The sequence below is a fragment of the Stutzerimonas stutzeri genome, from assembly GCF_024448695.1.
In the GTDB taxonomy this organism is placed as follows: Bacteria; Pseudomonadota; Gammaproteobacteria; order Pseudomonadales; family Pseudomonadaceae; genus Stutzerimonas; species Stutzerimonas stutzeri_T.
This window is the reverse complement of sequence record NZ_JAMOHY010000001.1, coordinates 371,063-394,076: the sequence shown is the minus strand read 5'-3', so window position 1 is coordinate 394,076 and position 23,014 is coordinate 371,063. Positions and strand designations below refer to the sequence as shown.

Below are 23,014 nucleotides of genomic sequence, written 5' to 3'. Positions count from 1 at the left end.
ATGAACGATCCTAACAATATTGCCCCTCCAACGGTCATCCTCTCTGGCCCAACGCGCGGCCTGGGCCTTGAATTATTCAACCAACTCGTATCTCAGGCCTATCCCGTAGTTGGTCTGGGGCGCGATCTAAAGCGCATCGCCGCTGTGGCGAAAACAGCATCTGCGCAAATAGAGTTCGTCGAGGTGGATCTCGGTGGGAATTCCGAGGCGCTGGAAAGTGCGTTGGCCTTACTGCGGCGCATCGTGCAATCGACATCCGAGGGCCCTCTGGCCTTCATCAGTAACGCCTCAATCATCGAGCCCATTGGCAAAGCTTCAGGCCTCGCACTTTCCGGCCTCGAGCGTGCTATGCGGATCAACTGCCTAGTCCCTCTAATCATCGCCAACACCCTCGCCGACATTGCGCATGCGCAACGCCGTCCTTTTCTTATTCTTGATGTAAGCAGCGGCGCGGCTCGCCGACCGATTCGCGGCTGGCAGGCTTACTGTACTAGCAAGGCAGCCTATAAAATGGCACTAGATGTGCTGGCGCTAGAAAATCCGCATGTGAAGGTCGTCCATTCCGACCCCGGAATTATGGATACGTCAATGCAGAAACTTATAAGAGGTCAGCAGGAAGCCGATATGCCTGACGTCGCAGCATTTCGTTCTTATAAGACGGAAGGCTTGCTGAAAGCACCTCATGCGGTAGCTGTCGAGCTTATTCTTTTGATGAAGAGCCAACTGCCATGACAGCCGCGATTTTCGCGGTCATCCACGCGAATATTGTTGTTGAAAATCGTGCTGGTTAATTGCAGGGATTGCAACTGGTATTTGGTTGGCTATTAATACTGGTCGCGTTCATAAATTGACGGGTGTGTTTTCGCTACGAGAATTAATTTAACGTGATATCGATCATAAGAAACGGGCGATAAGCTATGAAGGATTCAAGACTAAAAAGGCATGAGCTGGGTTTTCTTGAACTGTCAGAAAAACCATCGCCACAATCACTCGCCGCCTATTACGAAAAGACTTACTACCAGAACGAATCCTCCAGCTACCGCAAGAGCTACTCAACCCTTGAAAGCGAGGTTATTGGACTTCGGATTGCGCAGCGTGCATCGCAAGCTCGTGCTCTCTTAGGGAGTGATTTCTGCGGCAGGATGCTTGATGTGGGATGTGGGGAAGGCTTTGTCCTCAGTCATTTTCGATCATTGGGGTGGCAGGTTGCCGGCATTGATTTTAGCCGCGCCGGTGTTGAACAGATGAACCCGGACTGCCTTCCTTTCGTTCAGCAAGGTGACGTTTTTCAGCTCCTAGAATCTCAGATTACTGCAGGTGAGAGATATAACCTCGTTTGGTTGGGTAACGTGCTTGAGCATGTGCTTGATCCTGTCGGCCTTCTTCGTTCATTGCGCCAGATCCTAGCGTACGAAGGAGTTCTAGTAATAACCGTACCTAACGATGGAAATGCTTACCACGAGGCGCTCTTGGAAAGTGGTGGCATTCCTGAACGGTTCTGGATTGCGATTCCAGACCATATCAGTTATTTCACGAAAGAAAGTCTCAAGAATATAGCGGCTGCGACAGGTTGGGATTGCCTTAACCTGCAGGGCGACTTCCCGATCGACTTTTATCTTGCGCATGCGGGCTCAAATTACGTCACTGATCGATCACTCGGCCCTGCTGCTCATAGGGCACGGCTGAGGCTTGAATACTTAATTAGTTTATCTGGGCTAGACACAGCTAACCGTTTCTATACGTCTTTGGCTGAGGTCGGGCTGGGTCGAAACCTGATAGCGTATTTACGACCGCAGGCTAATGTTTAAATAAAATTTCTGGCTGGTCGCAGCCGGGGTGGGTTTTGTTGATGAAGCGCCATTTGCTATGAGAGTTGCCATACTTGCGGATATTCACGCGAACATTCATGCATTGGAAGCCGTGCTGGCGGATTGCAGAAACGAAGCAGTTGAGCACTTTATCGTCGCGGGAGATTTGGTTGGCTATTATTATTGGCCCGGGCCGGTCATTCAGCGTCTGATGCACGACGCCTGCGTAACCTGCATCCGCGGTAATCACGAAGACATTCTGGCAGAAACCCTGATCAGCCCTGTCGCCGCTGAACGCTACCGGGAGAAATATGGCTCGGGCTACGACGTCTGCCGGGACACGCTATCTGACGACGAGTTGCAATGGCTCCTGCATTTGCCTGTCAGAGCAGAACTGACGCTTGAGGGCATTCACTTTTCCGTGCATCACGGCAGCCCTGCAGCAACCGATGAGTACATCTACCCAGAAGCCGCTGCGGATGTTCTTGCCCGCTGTCACGCCGGTCGCGATTTTACCGTTCTGGGCCATACGCATTATCCGTTTATCCACCATATGGATGGACGCGTCCTGTTGAACCCCGGCTCTGTCGGGCAGCCTCGTGACTACGGCGGGCAGGCCTGCTATGCACTGATCGACCTCGCTAATCGCGTTGTACGCTTCAAGCGCGTCCCTTATGAATTCGGCCACGTGATTGCCGCTGCCCAGGTGCGAGATCCCGCACTTGGCTACCTACACAAAATAATGACCAGGAGAACATTGTGAATGTCCTCATTAGCGGTATCGCGGGCGACATTGGCTTCGGCGCCGGCCGCATCCTGCGCGACTGGGGATGGAAAGGCCGGCTGTACGGCATCGACATTCACTCCGAACACCCCGGTGAATTCGTGTTCGACCACCACGTTGTGGCGCCTCGCGCGACCGACAAAACCTATCTGAGCTGGCTTACACTTCACATTGAGCGCCATAACATCGGCCTGTTCGTCCCTACTAGCGAGGCCGAGATCTCTTTGCTCAGCAAGCACGGCTTGCTGAAGATAGCTGATGCTCGAATCCTCATCGCCAACCGCCACGCCGTCGACCGCTCGCTGGATAAGCGTGCATGCATGACATTCCTCTCAGGATGCGGGCTTCGTGTTCCGAAAAACGGCATCGTTGGAGTCACCACCCCGCCCGCATACCCTGTGATTGTCAAGCCGCGCGCCGGACAAGGCAGCAAGCAAATTCAGCGGATCGACGATGCGCAGACATTCAGCCAGTGCGCTATTCCTAGTCAAATCTGGCAGGAATACCTCGCCCCTGATGACCAAGAATACACCTGCGCTGCCTACCATTCGGAAGTCCGAGGCACACAGATACTCATGCTCCGACGCACGCTGTCGGGCGGGCTGACGGCGCGCGGAGAGGTAATTACCGACCCTCGAATAGAAAATTATGTTGCAGCAATCGCTAGGCACCTCGAGCTCGATGGTGCGATTAATGTACAACTCCGCCTGACTACGGATGGACCATGCCTATTTGAGATCAATCCGCGCCTTTCCAGCACTCTGGTTTTTCGCGACAAGATGGGTTTCTGCGATCTACGTTGGTGGATTCAGGACACGGTCGGCACCGAGCACACTCCACCGCTACCGGCTTATAGTCCACCGGTACCAGGTACCCGATTTTTTCGCAGTGCGCAGGAATACATTACCTGCGTACCGCCTGCAATCTATGAGGAACGCCCATGAGCCTACCCGCAATACATATTGCCGAGCGCCGCATCGCTGCCGACGTGCCTCCTTACATCATCGCCGAGCTTTCCGCCAACCATAACGGCAAGCTGGAAACCGCGCTGACAATTATCGAAGAAGCTAAGAAGGCGGGCGCCGACGCCATCAAGCTGCAGACCTATACCGCCGATACCATCACACTCAATTGCGATGCTGAAGAATTTCGGATTCAAGGTGGATTATGGGATGGCAAGACTCTATATCAGCTTTACCAGGAAGCCCATATGCCCTGGGCGTGGCACAAGCCGCTGTTCGAGCATGCAAGAAAGCTGGAGATCACCATCTTCAGCTCACCGTTTGACAACACTGCTGTCGACCTGCTCGAAGATCTAAATGCCCCGGCGTACAAGATCGCCTCGTTCGAAGCCGTCGACCTGCCGCTGATCAAGTATGTGGCCAGCACGGGCAAGCCGATGATCATCTCCACCGGTATGGCCGATGTCGAGGAAATCCAGGAAGCTATCGAGGCTGCTCGGGAGGGGGGGTGCAAAGAACTGGCCATACTCCACTGCGTCAGCGGCTATCCTGCTCCAGCGGCAGATTACAATTTGCGCACTATCCCTGACATGATTCAGCGTTATGGCTTAGTCACTGGGCTCTCCGATCACACATTGGATAATACCACCGCCATCACAAGCGTAGCGCTCGGCGCATCTATTATCGAAAAACACTTCACACTCGACCGAGACGGCGGTGGGCCGGATGACAGTTTTTCGCTGGAGCCTGCCGAACTCACGGCACTATGCCGTCATAGCAAGACGGCATGGGCAGCGTTAGGCAAGGTGGACTATGGGCGGAAGTCCAGTGAGCTTGGCAATGCGAAGTTCCGCCGCTCTCTTTATTTTGTGAGGGACCTTAAAGCTGGCGAAATCTTAACGGCGGATGCGGTACGAAGCGTTCGCCCAGGTTATGGATTAAGCCCTAAACACCTGACGAGGATCATCGGGAGAAGGGTTTTTAGAGATATTAGAGCCCAAACCCCGGTGTCTGAAGAGGCTTTTGGCGCGTAAGTACATGGGTGATGCAGATGGAAGGACGGCCCATGATAAGGAGAATATATGTAATTTTCACTGGGATGATGAGGTGTTGTTGGTCCTAGCTATCGAATGGCAGACAACGCACGAAGAATGCCGCAAAATCCCGCAAAATTCATGATTTCTAAAATTTCAGTTGCTGGGAAAGGGATCGGGCTTGACTATCCTCTCTGCGCTGTTGCCGAGCTTTCTGTCTACCATCACCCTCAATTGTGGCCGGCTGTGGGATGGATAAACCCTTACGAGCTTTACCCGGAGGCCCAGATTTGGGAGTGGCAAAAGCCGCTGTTCGAGTATGGATGCAGCTGCATAGCACTACCTTCAGCCCATCGTTCGACAGTACCGCTTTTGACCTGCTGAAAGACCTCAATGTCCCGGCCTACAAGACCGCCTCCTTAGAAGTCATCGACCTACCACTAATAAAGCACGTGGAGAGCAGCGGCAGCCGATGATCTCCAGTAGCCTGGCATCAGGATGCAGGATGGCTTATTACTAACTAAGTAAAGTAGCGTGGGGTTGTAATGAGATTGATGCCACCCATGATTATATGGTCGCAGCGCAGTGCTGTGCAAAAAGAGGCTGCATGAAAGATCAAAATATACTAAATCTTCAAGAGAAGCTGATGGTAAAAGCGGATGAAGCAGAGCTATTTTATTTTTATTACTGCTATTTGAGGTTGCTTTTTAATGATGATTTGGCTCTGAATGAGTACGTCTTGGCAAATGCTAGAGTTGAAAGAAAAGACGTTATATATAGCTATTATCTAGATATATTGCGCTGGGCTCTTCGCCCAAAATTTCCGGTGATAAATCTAAACTGTTGCACCAAGTTTGCGTTTCTAGAAAGCAAAATAGAAAGCAAGTTTAGCAAGACTCTAAAATTCATTTTTATGAGAAAAGTAAATTTCACTCGTTATTTTAAAGGTTTGGCTGAGAGGAAGGGCTTGTTTGCAGTGGTTTTGCATAAAAATTATGCTGATGTGTTTTCTCTCTGGTCTGAAATAAAGAAAGATATAAAAACAACACAGGGCCTGAAAGCCTTTGTTAAAAGCGCGCATGCCCTGTTTGATGCTGTGGGTTTGAGGGAGCTTTATGTTACTGATTATTCGGACTCTATTTATGCTTGCTTGGCAAGCATAGCCAAGAGAGACGGTATAGATGTAACAACCATACCTCATGGTTATATTCAGAACTTTTCAGAGCTTTATACGTATGGGCTTGTTTCGACCAAATATATCTGTTGGTCAGAATCTGAAGCGTCAAAGATTTCCGCTATGCTAAAGCATGTTAAGCCTTTCTACTTTGGCTGCCCAATTTACAGTAAAGATTACGTTGCTGGTTTTAATAAAAGGTGGCTTGTTAGAAAGGCGGGAAGGGTCGATACGAAAGTTGTATTTTTCAGCAATCCTTTGAGTGATAAGGAAGATAAAGAAAAAGATATAATATTGTTTCTATATAGCTTTTTTAAAAGCAGAGGTATTGTTTTTCAGTTGAAATTGCATCCATGGGACGTTGACAACGAAAAGATCTCAAGATTTTTTCTAGAAAATCACGTTGAGATGATAGACGGTGTAGTCGCAGATATTATTGAGAGCGTAGATTTGGTATTAGGCTTTCAGAGCACTGTTTTGTATGAAGCGGCAGTGCTTGGTGTTAGAGCTGTTCAAGTGACAACCTCAAAAGAGGAAGTGTTCAGGTTTGACTATGTTCCGCAAATACTGTTTGACGAGGCCTCAATGCCCCTGGTGCTTTTAGATATGATGCGATGCAATGAGAATAACAAAATTAATCTTGGGTTCAATCAAGAGATGCTAATGATTGCGGTCTGATCTAATAATGAGTTGCAAATATCACCTGCTAGCATACTCAAGTAGCTGGTGTCTACACAGTCAGTAGCGGAACCTTGTAGAGATATCCATGAAAATTCTCCATATTGGCAGTTGTGATAACATAATTACTGACTTTGTAGGGCTTATTAAGGGAAGCTTCAATTTCAGTGGTCATGAATTCTTGCTGGATAGCAACATGGCAGATAAGGATTTACCCCTTTCGTCTAATGTTCATTTGGCAGGCCGTTCAAAGATAGGTCGCTTAATACATCTTGCAAAGTGTTTGATAAAAATGCATCAGGCAAATAAAATAATAATTCACGGCTTGACTGATATTAGATTGGTTCAGATATTATTCTTTTGCCCATGGCTACTGAAAAAATGCTACTGGATTATATGGGGAGGGGATTTGTATGTGTTTAGGCAGGGTGAGCAGACTAAGCGATGGCGTAAAGAAGAGTTTTTCCGACGCCCTGTAATAAAAAATATGGGGAATTTAGTTAGTTATATAAAAGGTGATGTGGATCTGGCACGGCTTTGGTATGGGGCGAAAGGCGTGTATCATGAGTGCATTATGTATACCAGTAACTTATACAAAGAATATGCGGTACAGCCAAAAAAGAACAATAGCATTAATATACTTGTTGGGAATTCGGCTGATGCTGGAAACAATCACGAAGAGGCTTTGGCAAAGCTGTTGCCTTTTAGAGATAAAGATATTTCTATTTACGTGCCGCTTTCGTATGGCGACCAAGTGTATGCGCAGCAAGTAATAGGGTTTGGTAAGGAATGGTTCGGTGATAAGTTCAAACCGTTAACAGAGTTTATTCCATTTCAAAAATATCTTGAGTTGCTTGGAAGTATAGATATTGCAATTTTTAATCATAAGCGACAACAAGCAATGGGTAATACAATTGTATTGGTTGGGTTAGGCAAAACCGTATACTTGCGCAGTGATGTAACTCAATGGCAGCTCTTTCAGGATATGGGGATAGTGGTGGGCGATACTCTTAGATTCTCTAGTCTAGGAAGAGTTTGCTCAGATGATAATAAAAGTAAAGTGCGAGAGTACTTTTCTAAGGGAAACCTGATAAATCAACTTGAAAGAATCTTTGCATAATGGCCTATCTTACTGAATATGAATTAAAAGAAATTGGTCTTAAATCTCTGGGGAGAAATGTAAGGATTAGTAGTAAGGCTAGCCTTTACAATGTCGATCAGATTGAGATCGGTGATAATTCCCGTATTGATGATTTTTGCGTTATCTCAGGAAAAGTGTCGATTGGAAGGCACGTTCATATAGCACCTTTTTGTCTTTTGGCTGGAGGGGAAAAGGGTATATATATGAGTGATTTTTCGGGGCTTGCCTACCAAGTCCAGATATTTAGCCAGTCTGATGATTATTCTGGAAGAACATTAACCAATCCTACAGTTCCCTCTGGTTACAAAAATGAATCTAAGCGTGCTGTTACCCTTGGACGTCATGTTATCGTTGGTGCGGGTTCTATAGTGTTTCCTGGCGTTGAAATTGCCGACGGTTGCTCAATTGGTGCAATGACCTTAGTGAATAAAAGCACGCAGCCTTGGGGGGTTTATGTAGGTAATCCTGCCCGCAGAGTAAAAGAGCGTAAGCAGGCCTTGCTAGAGCTTGAAAAGAAGTTTTTAAACGAGATGAAAAATGATTCCGTTCAATAAGCCGCCATTTACAGGTAACGAGGATCGATATGTCCTAGAGTCAATGCGCAATGCGCAAATGTCCGGCGACGGCCCTTTCTCTAGGAAATGTCAAGCATGGTTTGAACGAACTCTTCCATGTGAAAAGTCGCTACTTACACCATCATGTACAGCTGCTTTGGAGATGGCAGCCATTCTCATAGATACTCAGCCGGGTGATGAAATTATTATGCCCAGCTACACTTTTGTAAGTACCGCAAATGCTTTTGTGTTACGAGGTGCGCGAATCGTATTTGTAGATATCCGTCCTGACACCATGAATATTGATGAGCGTCTGATTGAGGCGGCTATTACCAATAAAACCAAAGCAATAGTTCCCGTCCACTATGCAGGTGTGGCTTGTGAAATGGATGCGATTATGGAAATTGCCGCTCGTCATCAACTGTATGTAATTGAAGATGCCGCACAGGGCATGATGAGTAGCTACAAAGGCAAGGCACTGGGATCCATTGGTCACCTAGCTGCGTTTAGCTTTCATGAAACTAAAAATTACTCTAGTGGCGGTGAAGGTGGCCTATTGATTATCAATGATGCCAGGTTCATCGACAGAGCTGAAGTTATCCGTGAAAAAGGCACAGATCGCAGCCAGTTCTTCCGTGGCATGATTGATAAGTATGGCTGGGTTGACATCGGCAGCAGCTATTTGCTTAACGACATTAGCGCAGCCTATCTGTGGGGGCAGTTAGAGCGAGCTAATGAAATAAACCAAAATCGCCTTGATGCTTGGAGTGCGTACTACCAGTCTTTTATTTCATTAGAAAAGCAAGGTCATGTAGAACTGCCTTTTATACCAAGCCTCTGTAAACACAATGGCCATATGTTTTACTTGAAGGTAAATAACCTCGGCATACGTAGCGAACTTTTAAAACATCTAAAGTCTCGGGATATACTATCTGTATTTCATTATATTCCGCTACACAGCTCTAAAGCCGGACGAGAATTTGGTCGTTTCAATGGTGAGGTAATCTACACAGTTAAAGAAAGCGAACGCCTATTGCGGTTACCGATTTGGTACGGGATAGAACCTGCACAGCAACAGCGGGTGGTAACTGAGCTTCAGGCTTTTTTTAGCTGAGGTAACGTTGTGCTTTGTGGTGCTTGCCAATAGTATATTTCGTATTGGTAGCAGCTATTCTTTGGGCACTCGAAATGAATGACACCATCGTAATGTAGCCGATTGAGGGCTTCAGTGCGGCGGTCTAGTGGATGCCGCTTGGGATGCACATGGAAAGAAATCAGCAATGGGCTACTCAGCTTGAGGGCAGTATTCGAGCTTTTAATATGTAGGTGAATTATATGTATAAAGTGTGTTCGGTGTGTGTAATGGATGCAAGCGATCCAGAGATCGAGTTCGATGACCTTGGTGAGTGTAACCATTGTCGTACCGCCAAAGATAAGTTGCGTAAAGGTTGGTTTCCCGACGAACAAGGGCAAAAGTTCTTAGGTGCCATTGCTGAAGAGATCCGGAAATATGGGGAAAATAAAGAGTATGACTGCATCATCGGCGTGAGCGGTGGTGTTGACAGTAGTTATTTGCTACATGTGGCTAAGGTAGAAATGAAGCTGAATCCTTTGGTGGTTCATGTTGATGCCGGCTGGAATTCGGAAATTGCAGTCAGTAATATTGAGAAAATGGTTAACAAGCTTGGCCTGGACTTACATACATATGTGGTTGATTGGTCTGAGATGAAGGATCTTCAGGTCGCGTATCTGAAGTCGTCCTTAGCTAACCAAGATGTACCGCAAGACCATGCTTTTTTTGCAAAATTGTATGAGTTGGCCGATAAGGAGAAAATTAAGTATACCCTGACTGGCAGTAATTTAAGTAGTGAGTCGATATTGCCTGCTGCTTGGGGTTATGGTGCAGATGATAGTATCCAGATAAAAGCCATCCATAATAAGTTTGGGAGGGTGAGGCTCAAGAGTTTTCCCCTTATGAGTTTCTGGGAAAATAAAATATATTGGCCATATTTTAAAAAGATGGTAGTTGTTACGCCGTTAAATTTTTTAAATTACAATAAAAATGAAGCCATTTCATTTCTCGAAAAGAATTATGAGTGGCGATATTATGGTGGGAAGCACCATGAGTCAAAGTGGACGAAATTCTTTCAAGCACATTATTTGCCCGAGAAGTTTGGGTACGATAAAAGGAAGGCGCATTTCTCCAGCATGATTGTTGCGGGTCAGATGTCTAGAGTCGAGGCGGTTAAGGAACTTGAAAAGCCTCTATATGACGCTCATGAGCTCGTTGAGGATATATTTTATATTGAGAAGAAGCTGGGCTTAAAGAGTGGGGAGTTAGAGTCTTTTATTAAACTTCCGAACAAGGTGTTTTCCGATTACCCAAATCAAACTTCCGTGCATGATTTTTTTAGAGGTTTAAAGCGTTTTGTTAGGCGTAGGCGGTAAAGTTATGGTGTTTTAGCGGGTTGTAGATTTTCATGTGGCGAGAGGGAGTGTTTGCTGATATGGAGTGCGTGCTGCCGTTCTTTCATTAGCTTAGTGCTGGCTTGTTGTTTGTATTGTGTCCGGCTGAAGTCGGTAGTTGTATTGGTTGTATTGGTTATGATTTTTGGTTTCATCATTTCTATTTTCTGGGCTGCCTGGCTTGGTTAGAGTCAGGGGGAACATAGCTGTTGTACGACACCATGGCTTAAACGTTGTCTTAAAGTGTTTATAGCTTCATATTTTGCTGAAATTTGAAATTTAGAGTGGTCACGTGTCTAAATTTGTCTAGAGGGCGATGTGCTTACGCTAAGGAGAACACGTGGAGGCCAAAAGAGTGCAGGGCTTTAAGCGTATGACAGGAAGCTTTCTGTGATAAAAATTATTGACTATGGTATGGGTAATTGCGGCTCTATCAAAAATATGTTGCGTTACTTGGGTGCTCAATCAGAGGTTGTTGATAATTCTGAAAGGCTCGTTGATGCAAAGGCCATTATCTTGCCTGGTGTTGGTGCTTTCGACCATGGCATGACACGTTTGGAGCCTTTTCGTTTTGTTTTGGAGTCGCTTGTACTTGAAAATAAAGTACCTTTTCTGGGTGTGTGCTTGGGTATGCAGCTGCTATTTGAAAGCAGTGACGAGGGTGAGTTGCCTGGCTTAGGTTGGATGACTGGGCAGATCAAACGTTTTGACTTTTCAGGACTAGAGGCCGGCGAACGTCTTGTCGTACCTCATATGGGCTGGAATGAGGCTTGGGTTACAAAGGACAATCCTTTATTTTCACTCAAGGCTGCTAGGGAAAGGTTCTATTTTGTGCATTCATATCGTGCTACTAATGTGATTGATGATGATGTTTTAGCGCTTTGCCATTATGGTAATGATTTTGCTTGCGCTGTACAAAAAAATAATATTTTTGGCGTGCAGTTTCACCCGGAGAAAAGCCACAAATTCGGTAAGCGGCTTTTTCATAATTTTATTGAGCTCTCTAGATGTTGAAAACACGTGTTATTCCCGTGCTTCTTCTTCAGGACGGTGGGCTGGTCAAGGGCGAGAAATTCAAGAAGCATAAATATGTCGGTGATCCGATCAACGCTGTTCGTATCTTCAACGAGAAGGAAGTTGATGAGCTGGTTTTTCTTGATATATCTGCCACGGCTAATAATCGAGAGCCCGACTATCGTTTAATTGAAGATATGGCTTCTGAGGCTTTTATGCCGATTGCCTATGGTGGTGGTGTTAGTTCGGTCAGCCAAGTAGAGCGTTTATTTCGCTCAGGTGTAGAGAAAGTAGTTGTTAATACACAGTTTTTTATTCAACCACAGCTGATCAAAGATTGTAGTCGTATTGCTGGCTCGCAGAGCATTGTCGTATCAATAGACGTTAAGAAAACTCTTCTTGGGCGTTATGAGGTCTATACCCATAGCGCAATGAGAAAAACGGGCCTAGACCCCGTTGCCTATGCAAAGAAGGCTGAGGCAATGGGGGCAGGTGAGTTGGTTCTTACTGCGATAGATCGGGAGGGCACAGCCAAGGGCTATGACCTCGAACTGATTGAGCAGGTTTCCCGCGCGGTGAATATTCCAGTTATTGCGCAAGGTGGTGCTGCCAGTTTGGCTGATTTCAATATCGCTGTTCGCTCTGCTAAAGCATCTGCCGTTGCTGCGGGGGCTTTTTTTACGTTTCATGGCAAGCACAAGGCAGTACTGCTCACTTATCCTAATTACACTGATTTAGAAAAGCTTTTCAAAGAGTAAGATGTTAATACCAACAAAGAACTGGCTAAGTGTATGCAGATTTTTGGCAGTAATTGCTCCATAGAATGCTTTGCTTTTAAAGAGTTTCAGCTGGCGAAGCCTTCTTATTTGCTAATAATATCGTGCTTTACCGAGATGAGTATTAATAGCGATTTATACTCTTTGTTAGCTAATTGTATTCACTAAATTGAATATAAAGATGAAATTTAAGCATGAAGAAAACTCTGCATTTAACACATACAGACATCGAGTCCGACTCACGAATTCTCAAGGAAATGGGTGCGCTGGTTGCGGCTGGTTATGAGGTCAGTGGCATAGGGGTTGTGCTTGATGAGGGGGCGCAGAAGTCAGCTATTTCTTTCACGGCAAATATCGACGCGATTGAACTGCATTCTCGCAAGCTGACCTTCCTGCCCCGCACGCTCAGGCATGTTGCATCGCTTTGCGAGTTGGTTGCCAAAATGCTGCCTCGTGCCATTCGACAGCGGCCCGATGTAATCCATTGTCACGACACGTTAGTTCTTCCTTTGGGCGTTATCGTGAAGCTCTTCACAGGCGCAAAGCTTATTTACGATGCGCATGAGCTCGAATCCGACCGCAACGGCCTTACCAGGCTACAGGGCCTGCTTACCTTTCGAATGGAAAAGGTGTTATGGCGATTCGTCGATGCCTTAATTGTGGTTAGTCCGTCCATCGAGCGTTGGTATAACGAGGCTATCGGGCCAAAGCGGTCGGAGGTAATCCTCAATTCGCCGCTATTTATCGATGGGCTTCAGCAGGACGATGACTACCTAAGGGGAAAATTCTCCATCCCAGCCGAGCGCAAGATATTCGTCTATGTCGGGATCCTTGGCCACGGTCGCGGCATTGATTTGCTCACTGAGGCCTTCAGGGATTCGCAAGTGTCATCGCACATTGTGTTTCTCGGCTATGGCGAGTTGAGCGATGAGCTCAAGCGTCTGGAAGCTCTGCATCCGAACATGCACGTGCATGACGCCGTGGCACACTCGCAAGTCGTTCCTATCGTGCAGTCTGCGGACTTCGGGCTGTGTTTGGTTCAGGACGTCTCGCTCAGTGATTACTACTGCCTGCCGAACAAGCTCTTCGAGTATTGCTTTGCTGGTGTGCCGGTGCTGGCATCTGACTTCCCGGATATTCGTTCTGTGCTTACTGAGTACGGGATTGGCGAGTGCTGTAAACTGCGCGCCAATGACATTCGGGACGCCATCCTCAGGCTTGAGCGTTCTGCGCCGTCTTTCCGTTTCGCAAGCCTGACGCCTTTGAGTTGGCAGGCACAGGAGCAGAAGTTAGTGGCCTTGTACCAGCAGTGCCTGTCATCGGTAAATCACTGATAACCTGGTGGGTACGCAAAGTGTGCGAAGTGACGCGATGACTCTGCTCCGGTTTTGGATAAGGCTCGTGCCCAGGAGCAAGGGTTCGACGGTCTGGAGTAGGCTTCAGCCGGCTCTGCGTCCCGCCCAGACTACAACCCGCTGTGCTCGCAGTGGAATAACTAATTGATACGGGCTGTTCTATGTGTGGAATTTTTGGCTTCATCGGCGGGGAAAAAGTTAATAAAGAGAGCCTGATGACGCTGGCCTTGCATGCCAGGCAGCGTGGGCGTGACTCCAGTGGTTTGATCTATGCGGATCGCTCTGGCTATCAGGTAAAGCGGGCTGACTACGACATCAAGAGGTTGATCTCGGAGGTCAAGCCGTTTGATTCTGCATTCGTCTTTGGCCACAGCCGCCTTATCACCAATGGCCTCGCGGACAACCAGCCAGTTGTCCGCGGTGGAATTTGCGTCATTCACAACGGAATTATCGTGAATGATGCCGATGTATGGAATCACATCAGGCCCACGCGCACGCTTGAAATTGACAGCGAGGTGATTGCGGCAATCACCGAGCAGCACCTCGAGGATTTCAGTGACAGCCTCGAAGGTCTGGCGGAAAAGATACTTGCGATGTGTGAGGGTGTCATTGCCTGTGCAATCGTCATTCCCCGCTTGGGCAAAGCACTGCTGTTTTCGAACAACGGTAGCCTTTACGTTGGGTCCGCCAAAGAAGGCATTTGCTTCTCTTCGGAAATGTTCCCGCTCAGCCAGATTGATTGCACAGAAATCCAGCAGGTTAGGAAAGACGCTGTTGTTTTGGATTTGCCAGCCGCTTCGGATATTTGTGTTGCTGATACTAACCAGCGGGTCCATAACCTGATCCCGCCGTTCCAGTTTGTAGCGGCAGAAGAAAAACTATTGCTCCACCCCCAACCAAACTTGCGCCGCTGCACCCGCTGCATTCTTCCGGAGACAATGCCCTTCATTGACTTCGATGCCAACGGTGTTTGCAATTACTGCCATAACTACACCCCGCGTAATATCCCTAAGCCAAAGGAGGAGCTCTTCAATCTCGTCGAGTCGTATCGCCGTGCAGGCGTTACCGATTGTATCGTTCCGTTCTCTGGTGGGCGCGACAGCTGCTATGGTTTGCACCTTATTGTCAAAGAGCTGAAGATGAACCCGGTCACTTATACTTATGACTGGGGCATGGTCACAGACCTGGGCCGGCGTAATATCAGCCGGATGAGCGCAGAGCTGGGTGTGGAAAATATCATCGTGGCTGATGATATCGCCCAGAAGCGTAAGAATATTGCCGTCAACCTCAAGGCATGGCTCAAAGCGCCGCATCTGGGAATGATCAGTATTCTTACCGCCGGTGACAAACATTTCTTTCGGCATATCGAAACGGTAAAACAGCAAACCGGTGTGAGCTTGAACCTCTGGGGGGTGAACCCACTGGAAGTTACTCACTTCAAGGCAGGCTTCCTCGGCGTGCCGCCGGCTTTTGAAGAAAAACGTGTCTACATGCACGGCTGGCGCAAACAGATGGAATATCAAAGCCTGCGTTTCAAAGCCATGCTGAAGAGTCCCGGTTATTTTAACAGTTCACTGTGGGATACTTTGTCAGGCGAGTACTATCGAAGCTTCACCGAGAAGAAAGACTATTACCACATCTTCGATTACTGGCGTTGGGACGAGAAGGCTATCGATGACACGCTGATTAACGATTACGGTTGGGAGCTGGCGATCGATACCAGTACTACCTGGCGGATCGGTGATGGTACCGCGGGCCTGTACAACTACATCTACTATTTGGTTGCCGGCTTTTCTGAGCACGATACCTTCCGTAGTAATCAGGTACGTGAAGGTGAAATTACCCGTGAGCGCGCTCTCGAATTAGTGCGTGAAGAGAATAGGCCGCGTTATCAGAATATCCGGTGGTACCTTGATGCGCTGGGTATGGACTTTACCGAGGTGATCAAAATCGTTAATGCCATCCCGCGGCTCTACAAAGACTGACGGGCCAGCTGACTTGATGAATAAGACTATCTGGTATGTGACGAAGTATTTTTCGCCTAAGACGTCCACCAGTCCTGGCGGACGGGGCTGGTTCCTGATGGATGCAATGCAACGCGCCGGAAATCATGTCGTTGTTATCAGTTCGGACTCTAATAATCTTGTAGATATTCCTGTGCTTCGTGGCAAGGTTACTGTGTTGGATAGCAATGGAGTCAAGATCGTTTGGCTGAAAACGATGAAATACTCGGTTGCTAAGTCACTACGTAGAATCCTTAGCTGGTTCCACTTCGAATGGAATTTATTCTGGCTCGACAAGAGCAAGTTGGAACGGCCGGACGTTGTTATTATCTCAAGCCTATCGCTGTTTACTATCATCAACGGGCTGTTGTTGCGACTTAAATACAAGTGCCTCTTGGTTTTTGAAGTTCGAGATATATGGCCGCTCACTATTGTTGAGGAGGGTGGTTTCAGTGATAAAAATCTGCTTATCAAAGGTCTGTCATGGCTAGAGTGGCTTGCATACAGGAAAGCAGACATAATCGTCGGGACGATGCCAAATCTTGCTGCGCATGTGCGTGCAGTGCTCGGTCATGACCGCCCGGTTTATTGCATACCAATGGGGGTAAGCCAAGAGCATATCAGCGACGTTGTCGAGCTTTCAACCGAATATGCGGAACGCTATCTATCCAATGACAAATTCAAGGTCGTGCATGCCGGCACTATTGGCATCACCAATGCCTTGGACGTGCTTTTCGCAGCAGCCGAAGCCATGCAGGAACATTCGGATATCGAGTTCGTCATCGTGGGCGACGGTGCGCTGAAGCAAAGTTATGTAAATCAGTATGGAAGCCTCCCCAACCTTGTTTTTGCGCCAAAGGTGCCTCGAAATATGGTGCAGGCGGTGCTCGCTAAAGGAGACCTCCTGTACTTTTCAGTTCACGATTCAAAGGTTTGGGACTATGGGCAATCGTTGAATAAAGTCATCGATTACATGTTGGCGGCCAAGCCGATTGTGGCTTCCTACAATGGTTATCCGTCGATGATCAACGAATCGGACTGCGGTGTGTTCGTGCCTGCGAATGATGTTGGCGCGCTGGTTTCCGCCGTACTTGACATGAAATCTAGAAGCGAAGAGGAACGCTTGCTGATGGGCGCACGTGGACGCGAATGGTTGTTAAAAAATCGAAATTATTCGAAGCTCTGCAGCGACTATCTGTCGATATTATTTTAGGGAATGCCAATTGAAGCGTTTCAAGAATGCTATTCAGGCTATCCGTGGAGATCAAGCAGGCTGCGGCTACTTTTGCACCCGCTGGTGATGCTTATACGCAGGTAGAAATGCTTATGGAATCGGCAACCAAAAGGCTGAGCAAGACTTCATGGACAAAATGCTCGGAAAAGGCTGCCGTAGCGCACGAGGTATTCCCGTTTGCCAAGGGCTTATTTAGGTTTATTGCATGACAAAGATAAATAAAAAAACAGCGCTGATTGTTTTTTCGCTGCTGCTGCTCTGCGTAGCCTTTTTGTCTATGGGGGGGGGGGGGGCTTTTTATGAAGTGCTTCCTTTGTTTGAAATACAGCGTATCGCAATTGTCGCGTTGTTATTCTTGATGACGATAATGCTGTCCTTTTTACGGATCTGGATAATTCTCCGTGATTTTGGCCATCAGCTGAACCTTATAGATGTCGTTAAGGCGTGTGTCGCTGGAAATATTGGTGCGCTTTTTTTTATACCTGTGCTAGGGCAAATTGCCGGTCGACAGTTTTATTTGAATAAACTAGGGGTTTCGACGGTAGAAAACGCAGCCGCCTCTGGATACGAGCGCGTGGTAGCTGGTGCCGTCAGTGCTATTTTTGCAGTTGTTGGTTTTTTTTATCTTTATGATTGGAAAGTTGTTGAGGGGGCGGGGCTGATTAATTTTGTAATATTCGCTATTTCTGCTGTTGCTGCTCTCGTTTTATTTTTTCGCTTGATAGTTTTGGATGTTGAAAAGCAAGCTATTAAATCTTATCTAAGTGGAAAAAATGTTTTCTTGCTGTTTCGGGTTGTGCTGATAGTGGCTTTGGGCATGGTGTTGATGATGATGTGCTTTGCGCTCATGTTCAGTGTTGCGTTGCCGAAGGCTGAGTATCTTGAAATAGTTTCAATTGCTTTCATTGTCTCCTTTTTGGCCTCGTTGCCGATTAGTTTTGGAGGGTGGGGGCTTAGAGAGGTGTCGTCCATGTTCTTTGTGGCTTATCTTGGTGGGGCTGCAGAGGCTGGTTTTGCTGCTTCTCTATTCATTGGTCTGATCTCCATGGCTGTTGTTTTGATGTGTTATCCGATTTTACTTGTCGGTAGGGGGGGTAAGTGAGTATTGGTATCCATAGTCGGGAAAATGTACTGGTTTGGCTATTTTCTTTTTTTATTTTCCTTTTTGTGCTGGTGCAGGTTCACGTTGTTTTATTTGATTTTGCTATAAACGTAAATTTTGCAGACTTTTTTGTCATGCTGGTGTTGTCAACGGCGCTGCTGAATTTCCTTTATAATAAAAATGCCGTTCAGTGGAGGATAAAAAATTTCAATATATATGTGTTACTAACCTGTCTGGCATTGGCTTCTGGTTGGTTGGTTGCTTTTCTTTCCGATTATTCGATCTCTTGGTCTACTACCAAAACGATTGGTTGGTTTGTTATTTTGGGCTATTTGTACGCGTCGGCGATGCTGGTTAATAGATTGGGCTTCTTTGCTTTTTTCAGGTTTTTTAACCTGCTGCTTATATTTTTTGTGGGCATACTTTTGCTGAGCGATATGATGTTGTTTTTGGAAGTGGCCAAGGGGGTTTTTGGCGGTACAGTGCATCTCAGTTATTTGACTGCTCTTTCAGGAAACCGCAATGCGTTGGCGTTCCAGATCCTTGCCGTATTGTCACTGTCGTTTGCATTTCAGCCTTTGTATAAGAGGGATTTAAGGCTAAATCATTGGTTCTTGTTGTTTTCTGTAATTGTTCTTGTTTGTAGTATGTTTCTAACATCGTCGCGTTCAGGTATTGCAACCATGTTGCTTTTATATCTAATCGCTTTTTCCATGAGAATGACAGACTGGAAATTCCTTTTTTGGTCAATGGCAGGTGGGGTTCTTATAAGTTTATTGATTTTCTACTTTTCTGATATTTTTTACTTTTTCTACGATCTGATTTCTCTGGGGTCTCAGAACGGGGCGGGCTCGAGTGGAAGAGGAGAAGTTGTTATGGCTATATCCTCGGCTGAAAGTGATTTGCTGCGCGGTCAGTTATTGAAAGATTCTTTCGTTATGTGGCTTGAAAACCCTTTTTTCGGCGCCGGACTGGGTGCATTTTACACAGGTAGTGAGGCGGTATATGGATTTTCAATCGTGCAGCACAATAGTGTCTTGTGGGTCTTGTCTGAAATGGGGTTGTTTGGATTTTTAATGTTTTTGGTTTTGTTTTTGTCAATGGCACGATTTGTATTCTTCTCGGCCAAGCGGGGAATGAGGCATAACGCAGTTATTTTATTGTTACTGTCGCTCGGGGCAATGGCTATGTTTCATGAGATGCTATATCAGCGTATATTCTGGTTGTTTCTTGGGGCGGTAATTGCGGTGAGTATGTCTGAAAAAAGTCATGCGCTCGAGCATGGTGGTAAAACTACCGCTTGAGGTTTATATGAAAAGCTTTGCATTAATTACCTCTCATGCGCCATCGCTGCTTAATTTTCGTGCGCCTCTCATTCGCGCATTGGTGGCAAGGGGTATTCAGGTGTGGGCTTTGGCTCCCAATTTTGATGAGCGGAGCCGTGCGGCAGTTTTAGCCATCGGAGCGAGTCCCGTTGATTGCCCTATGGATCGTACAGGGATGAACCCCCTGCGTGACGCTGTTAATACATGGCGTATGTTGCTTTTGTTGCGCCGGCTTCAGCCAGATATAGTTCTGGGCTATTTCATTAAGCCGGTTATTTTTGGTTCTATTGCTGCTTTTTTAGCAAGGGTTCCAATGCGTATTGCGATGGTAGAGGGTCTTGGCTTCGTATTTACTTCAGCAGGAGATAAACTTTCAATTAAGCGTCGGCTGCTGAAGTATTTAGTCCTGGTCTTGTATAAGACGGGTTTGGTCTGTGCCCATAAAGTGATTTTTCTTAATCCGGATGATCGTGATGAGCTGGTGGCAGCAGGGGCTGTGCCGCAAGAAAAGTCATTTTTGCTGGGGGGAATAGGTGTTGAGCTTGAGCAATGGCGGCTTACCCCTGCGACTGTGGAGCCTGTTACCTTTTTGTTGGTGGCGCGTCTGTTGCGGGAAAAAGGTATTGAGGAGTATGCCTTGGCGGCATACATGGTTAAACAAAACCATCCGGATGCGCGCTTTGTTTTACTTGGAGGGCTAGACGATAACCCTGGCGCGTTAACCGAAACTGACGTGCAAGCGTGGGTTTCGGGAGGCATCCTTGAATGGCACGGCCATGTATCAGTACAGCCTTGGATGGCGCTTGCCAGTGTTTATGTTTTGCCGTCCTATCGTGAAGGCATGCCGGTCAGTACGCAGGAGGCGATGGCTGCTGGCAGGGCAGTTATCACCACTGATGTGCCTGGTTGCCGGCAAACCGTGGTGGATGGCGTGAATGGTTTTCTGGTTCCGCCACGATGCCCTCAGGCATTGGCTGAAGCCATGGTTCGTTTTATTAAGCAGCCGGAATTAATTAGATCCATGGGTGAGAGCAGTTTGCACATGGCACAACAGCAGTTTGATGTGCATAAGGTGAATGCGCGATTGATGGCGCTTTTACTTGACGAGGATGATATGCATGAAACGTCTCTTTGACATCTTTGTGTGCCTTGCTGCGCTGCTCTTAGTTGGCCCCGTAATGCTGGTGGTGGCTTGGCAAATCCGTCGCAAGTTAGGCTCGCCGGTGCTTTTTCGTCAGGTTCGTCCAGGGCTTGATGGTAAGCCCTTTGAAATGATCAAGTTTCGCACCATGCGTAACGCAGCAGATGCCGCGGGTAATCCGCTTCCGGACGCAGAGCGAGTGGTACCCTTTGGCAATTTTTTGCGCTCTAGCAGTCTTGATGAGCTACCCGAGCTATGGAATGTGATCACGGGCGACATGAGCCTGGTGGGGCCGCGTCCATTGCTTATGGAATACCTTCCGCTATATAGCCCCGAGCAGTACCGCCGACATGAGGTACGGCCTGGAGTAACCGGCTGGGCGCAGATCAACGGGCGTAATGCTCTGAGCTGGGAGGAGAAGTTCAAACTGGACGTATGGTACGTGGATAATCGCTCATTCTGGCTGGATCTTAAGATACTCTTTCTTACCATTAAGAAAGTTTTGGAGCGCGATGGAATCAGCGCTGAAGGCGAGGCGACAATGACTAAATTCACAGGTACTGGCACGTGAATCGGCTGGCGATTCTTGGCGCGAGCGGTCATGGCAAGGTGGTTGCTGATACCGCCGAGTGCTGCAACTGGCAGGTGGTCGAGTTTTTTGATGATGCTTGGCCCGAGCGACAAAGCAACGGTGCCTGGCCGGTAATCGGTGATATGAGTGCGCTGTTGGCGAGCTTGATGCATTTTGACGGAGTGCTTGTGGCGATTGGCAACAATCGTATTCGTCAGCTCAAACTGATCGAATTGTTGGCTGCCGATGCTCGACTTGTCAGCCTGATTCATCCCTCGGCTTCGGTCAGCCGCCATGCACGCTTAGGCACCGGCTCTGTGGTGTTCGCTGGCGCAGTAGTGAATGCTGATACGCTGATCGGCCAAGGCGCCATTCTCAACACAGGTTGTAGCGTCGATCATGATTGCCTGCTCGGCGAGGCGGTGCATGTCAGCCCTGGCGCCCGGCTGGCGGGTGGGGTGCGAGTTGGCGACTTAAGTTGGATTGGTATCGGCGCCAGCGTGCGCCAGTTGGTGTGTATTGGCAGCGGAGTGATGGTCGGCGCCGGTGCGGCTGTGGTTGCCGATGTAGGCGATGGGTTAGAGGTTGTCGGTGTGCCTGCTCGATCCCAGACTTGAACCTGGTGAAATCACATCAGACTCTGCCCGAAGGCAGCTGCTATAGCTACGATCCATTTTCTTCGAATTGCATGAGTGATCTCCAGTGCTAAACACACCCTTCTCCCCCTGGCCGTCTTTCACCGTGGAAGAGGGCGACGCTGTACGCGACGTAATCCTCTCTAATAAGGTCAATTACTGGACTGGCCAGGAATGTCGCAAGTTTGAAAAGGAATTCGCCTCTTGGGCCGACACCGAGTACGCCATTGCGCTGGCCAACGGCACAGTGGCCCTCGATGTGGCGCTGCAGGCGCTGGGGATCGGAGCAGGAGACGAGGTGATAGTGACACCGCGTACCTTTCTTGCTTCGGTGTCGAGCATTGTCAATGTCGGCGCGATGCCGGTGTTTGCTGAAGTAGATCGTGATTCGCAGAACATAACAGCTGAAACCATTTGTGCTGTGCTGACACCACGTACTAAGGCGGTGATTTGTGTGCATTTGGCCGGCTGGCCATGTGATATGGATCCGATCATGGTGTTAGCGAACGAGCATGGGCTGAAAGTGATCGAGGATTGCGCCCAAGCTCATGGCGCTCGTTACAAGGGCCGTACGGTGGGTAGTATTGGCCACGTCGGCGCGTGGTCATTCTGCCAAGACAAGATCATGACTACTGGCGGTGAGGGTGGAATGGTTACCACCAATGATCGCGGCCTCTGGTCCCGCATGTGGTCGATCAAAGACCATGGCAAAAGTTGGGAGGCGGTCTATGAGCGTGAACATGCTCCTGGCTTCCGTTGGCTGCATGAAAGCTTCGGCACCAATTGGCGGATGATGGAAGTGCAAGCTGTTATCGGTCGTATACAGCTGCGGCGGATGGACAGTTGGCAGAGGAGTCGTTTAGCTAATTGCCAGCGTATCTGGACCGCTGCCAAGGCCCTTCCTGGGGTGCGAGTCCCGGAAATCCCGAAGGGGACTCTTCACGCAGGCTACAAATGCTATGTCTTTGTAGAGCCTGGAGCGCTTGCTAAGGGGTGGAGTCGGGACCGTATTCTGAGTGAAATTTCGGCAATGGGTGTTCCTTGTTTTTCTGGCTCGTGCTCTGAGGTTTATTTGGAAAAGGCTTTTGATAATACGGGTTGGCGGCCAGCAGAACGCTTTGCGGTTGCGCGCGAGCTGGGTGAAACGAGCATGATGTTTCTTGTCCATCCAACGTTGACTGCAGCCGAAATCGAGAAAACCTGCTCGACACTTGAGCGTGTCATGCTTGCTGCTACTGGCAGGGTTGTTTGATCGCT

The 23,014-nt window shown here is 47.9% G+C and carries 22 protein-coding genes; all 22 read left to right on the top strand.

Going from position 1 to position 23,014, the window contains the following annotated elements; all coding sequences use genetic code 11:
* The 22 genes from NAV32_RS01900 to NAV32_RS01795 all read left to right on the top strand — a co-directional run bounded on the left by NAV32_RS01900 (position 1) and on the right by NAV32_RS01795 (position 23,009).
* Positions 1 to 732: an SDR family NAD(P)-dependent oxidoreductase gene (locus NAV32_RS01900; protein ID WP_256051093.1), complete on the top strand. Its 732-nt coding sequence runs from the start codon at positions 1 to 3 to the stop codon at positions 730 to 732.
* Between the two features lie 185 nt (positions 733 to 917).
* Positions 918 to 1,808, top strand: a complete 891-nt coding sequence (locus tag NAV32_RS01895) for a class I SAM-dependent methyltransferase (protein ID WP_256051092.1) — start codon at positions 918 to 920, stop codon at positions 1,806 to 1,808.
* A 28-nt stretch (positions 1,809 to 1,836) separates the two neighbouring features.
* Positions 1,837 to 2,571 carry a metallophosphoesterase family protein gene (locus NAV32_RS01890; protein ID WP_256051091.1) on the top strand — a complete coding sequence of 245 codons (735 nt, stop codon included), beginning with the start codon at positions 1,837 to 1,839 and terminating at the stop codon, positions 2,569 to 2,571.
* Entirely contained in the window at positions 2,568 to 3,536 is a 969-nt protein-coding gene (locus NAV32_RS01885; protein ID WP_256051090.1) for an ATP-grasp domain-containing protein, read from the top strand. The genes NAV32_RS01890 and NAV32_RS01885 overlap by 4 nt, the downstream gene beginning before the upstream one ends.
* Positions 3,533 to 4,588, top strand: coding sequence for a pseudaminic acid synthase (pseI, locus tag NAV32_RS01880; RefSeq protein ID WP_256051089.1), 1,056 nt, complete (start codon positions 3,533 to 3,535; stop codon positions 4,586 to 4,588). Before NAV32_RS01885 ends, pseI begins: the two co-directional genes overlap by 4 nt.
* A 251-nt stretch (positions 4,589 to 4,839) precedes the next feature.
* Positions 4,840 to 5,064 (top strand): N-acetylneuraminate synthase family protein, encoded by a 225-nt coding sequence (locus NAV32_RS01875; protein WP_336604859.1) that lies wholly within the window; start codon positions 4,840 to 4,842, stop codon positions 5,062 to 5,064.
* 131 nt (positions 5,065 to 5,195) lie between these two features.
* Entirely contained in the window at positions 5,196 to 6,440 is a 1,245-nt protein-coding gene (locus tag NAV32_RS01870) for a hypothetical protein (protein WP_256051087.1), read from the top strand.
* Positions 6,441 to 6,528: 88 nt separating this feature from the next.
* On the top strand, positions 6,529 to 7,560 hold the full coding sequence (locus NAV32_RS01865; RefSeq protein WP_256051086.1) for a TDP-N-acetylfucosamine:lipid II N-acetylfucosaminyltransferase: 1,032 nt from the start codon (positions 6,529 to 6,531) through the stop codon (positions 7,558 to 7,560).
* A complete protein-coding gene (locus tag NAV32_RS01860; protein WP_256051085.1) occupies positions 7,560 to 8,135 on the top strand; it encodes an acyltransferase in 576 nt (191 codons plus the stop codon). The genes NAV32_RS01865 and NAV32_RS01860 overlap by 1 nt, the downstream gene beginning before the upstream one ends.
* Positions 8,119 to 9,249 (top strand): dTDP-4-amino-4,6-dideoxygalactose transaminase, encoded by a 1,131-nt coding sequence (gene rffA / locus NAV32_RS01855; protein ID WP_256051084.1) that lies wholly within the window; start codon positions 8,119 to 8,121, stop codon positions 9,247 to 9,249. Before NAV32_RS01860 ends, rffA begins: the two co-directional genes overlap by 17 nt.
* Before the next feature lie 221 nt (positions 9,250 to 9,470).
* A complete protein-coding gene (locus tag NAV32_RS01850) occupies positions 9,471 to 10,583 on the top strand; it encodes an N-acetyl sugar amidotransferase (RefSeq protein ID WP_256051083.1) in 1,113 nt (370 codons plus the stop codon).
* A gap of 408 nt (positions 10,584 to 10,991) precedes the next feature.
* The gene (hisH, locus tag NAV32_RS01845; protein ID WP_256051082.1) at positions 10,992 to 11,615 is read left to right on the top strand and encodes an imidazole glycerol phosphate synthase subunit HisH; all 624 of its coding nucleotides are present in this window, start codon (positions 10,992 to 10,994) and stop codon (positions 11,613 to 11,615) included.
* A complete protein-coding gene (locus tag NAV32_RS01840; RefSeq protein ID WP_256051081.1) occupies positions 11,609 to 12,373 on the top strand; it encodes an AglZ/HisF2 family acetamidino modification protein in 765 nt (254 codons plus the stop codon). The genes hisH and NAV32_RS01840 overlap by 7 nt, the downstream gene beginning before the upstream one ends.
* A 212-nt stretch (positions 12,374 to 12,585) precedes the next feature.
* Positions 12,586 to 13,725 carry a glycosyltransferase family 4 protein gene (locus NAV32_RS01835; RefSeq protein WP_256051080.1) on the top strand — a complete coding sequence of 380 codons (1,140 nt, stop codon included), beginning with the start codon at positions 12,586 to 12,588 and terminating at the stop codon, positions 13,723 to 13,725.
* Positions 13,726 to 13,961: 236 nt separating this feature from the next.
* A complete protein-coding gene (locus NAV32_RS01830; protein ID WP_256051079.1) occupies positions 13,962 to 15,731 on the top strand; it encodes a hypothetical protein in 1,770 nt (589 codons plus the stop codon).
* Positions 15,732 to 15,747: 16 nt separating this feature from the next.
* Complete coding sequence (locus NAV32_RS01825; protein WP_256051078.1) at positions 15,748 to 16,962, top strand: glycosyltransferase family 4 protein; 1,215 nt, start codon at positions 15,748 to 15,750, stop codon at positions 16,960 to 16,962.
* A 226-nt stretch (positions 16,963 to 17,188) separates the two neighbouring features.
* Complete coding sequence (locus NAV32_RS01820) at positions 17,189 to 18,085, top strand: lysylphosphatidylglycerol synthase domain-containing protein (RefSeq protein WP_256051077.1); 897 nt, start codon at positions 17,189 to 17,191, stop codon at positions 18,083 to 18,085.
* Positions 18,082 to 19,389 carry an O-antigen ligase family protein gene (locus tag NAV32_RS01815; RefSeq protein WP_256051076.1) on the top strand — a complete coding sequence of 436 codons (1,308 nt, stop codon included), beginning with the start codon at positions 18,082 to 18,084 and terminating at the stop codon, positions 19,387 to 19,389. Before NAV32_RS01820 ends, NAV32_RS01815 begins: the two co-directional genes overlap by 4 nt.
* A complete protein-coding gene (locus NAV32_RS01810) occupies positions 19,355 to 20,545 on the top strand; it encodes a glycosyltransferase family 4 protein (protein WP_256051075.1) in 1,191 nt (396 codons plus the stop codon). The genes NAV32_RS01815 and NAV32_RS01810 overlap by 35 nt, the downstream gene beginning before the upstream one ends.
* Positions 20,529 to 21,122, top strand: coding sequence for a sugar transferase (locus NAV32_RS01805; RefSeq protein WP_256051074.1), 594 nt, complete (start codon positions 20,529 to 20,531; stop codon positions 21,120 to 21,122). Before NAV32_RS01810 ends, NAV32_RS01805 begins: the two co-directional genes overlap by 17 nt.
* Positions 21,119 to 21,739: an acetyltransferase gene (locus NAV32_RS01800; protein ID WP_256051073.1), complete on the top strand. Its 621-nt coding sequence runs from the start codon at positions 21,119 to 21,121 to the stop codon at positions 21,737 to 21,739. Before NAV32_RS01805 ends, NAV32_RS01800 begins: the two co-directional genes overlap by 4 nt.
* 85 nt (positions 21,740 to 21,824) lie before the next feature.
* Entirely contained in the window at positions 21,825 to 23,009 is a 1,185-nt protein-coding gene (locus NAV32_RS01795) for a DegT/DnrJ/EryC1/StrS family aminotransferase (protein ID WP_256051072.1), read from the top strand.
* Positions 23,010 to 23,014: the final 5 nt, after the last annotated feature.

What these genes read in the sequence shown, in the direction of transcription:
- NAV32_RS01820 (WP_256051077.1), top strand. Translation starts at nt 17,189, where the DNA reads ATGACAAAGATAAATAAAAAAACAGCGCTGATTGTTTTTTCGCTGCTG.
- rffA (WP_256051084.1), top strand. Translation starts at nt 8,119, where the DNA reads ATGATTCCGTTCAATAAGCCGCCATTTACAGGTAACGAGGATCGATAT.
- NAV32_RS01825 (WP_256051078.1), top strand. Translation starts at nt 15,748, where the DNA reads ATGAATAAGACTATCTGGTATGTGACGAAGTATTTTTCGCCTAAGACG.
- NAV32_RS01810 (WP_256051075.1), top strand. Translation starts at nt 19,355, where the DNA reads ATGCGCTCGAGCATGGTGGTAAAACTACCGCTTGAGGTTTATATGAAA.
- NAV32_RS01900 (WP_256051093.1), top strand. Translation starts at nt 1, where the DNA reads ATGAACGATCCTAACAATATTGCCCCTCCAACGGTCATCCTCTCTGGC.
- NAV32_RS01870 (WP_256051087.1), top strand. Translation starts at nt 5,196, where the DNA reads ATGAAAGATCAAAATATACTAAATCTTCAAGAGAAGCTGATGGTAAAA.
- NAV32_RS01850 (WP_256051083.1), top strand. Translation starts at nt 9,471, where the DNA reads ATGTATAAAGTGTGTTCGGTGTGTGTAATGGATGCAAGCGATCCAGAG.
- NAV32_RS01875 (WP_336604859.1), top strand. Translation starts at nt 4,840, where the DNA reads ATGGATAAACCCTTACGAGCTTTACCCGGAGGCCCAGATTTGGGAGTG.
- NAV32_RS01860 (WP_256051085.1), top strand. Translation starts at nt 7,560, where the DNA reads ATGGCCTATCTTACTGAATATGAATTAAAAGAAATTGGTCTTAAATCT.
- NAV32_RS01835 (WP_256051080.1), top strand. Translation starts at nt 12,586, where the DNA reads ATGAAGAAAACTCTGCATTTAACACATACAGACATCGAGTCCGACTCA.
- pseI (WP_256051089.1), top strand. Translation starts at nt 3,533, where the DNA reads ATGAGCCTACCCGCAATACATATTGCCGAGCGCCGCATCGCTGCCGAC.
- NAV32_RS01865 (WP_256051086.1), top strand. Translation starts at nt 6,529, where the DNA reads ATGAAAATTCTCCATATTGGCAGTTGTGATAACATAATTACTGACTTT.
- NAV32_RS01830 (WP_256051079.1), top strand. Translation starts at nt 13,962, where the DNA reads ATGACGCTGGCCTTGCATGCCAGGCAGCGTGGGCGTGACTCCAGTGGT.
- NAV32_RS01805 (WP_256051074.1), top strand. Translation starts at nt 20,529, where the DNA reads ATGAAACGTCTCTTTGACATCTTTGTGTGCCTTGCTGCGCTGCTCTTA.
- NAV32_RS01895 (WP_256051092.1), top strand. Translation starts at nt 918, where the DNA reads ATGAAGGATTCAAGACTAAAAAGGCATGAGCTGGGTTTTCTTGAACTG.
- NAV32_RS01840 (WP_256051081.1), top strand. Translation starts at nt 11,609, where the DNA reads ATGTTGAAAACACGTGTTATTCCCGTGCTTCTTCTTCAGGACGGTGGG.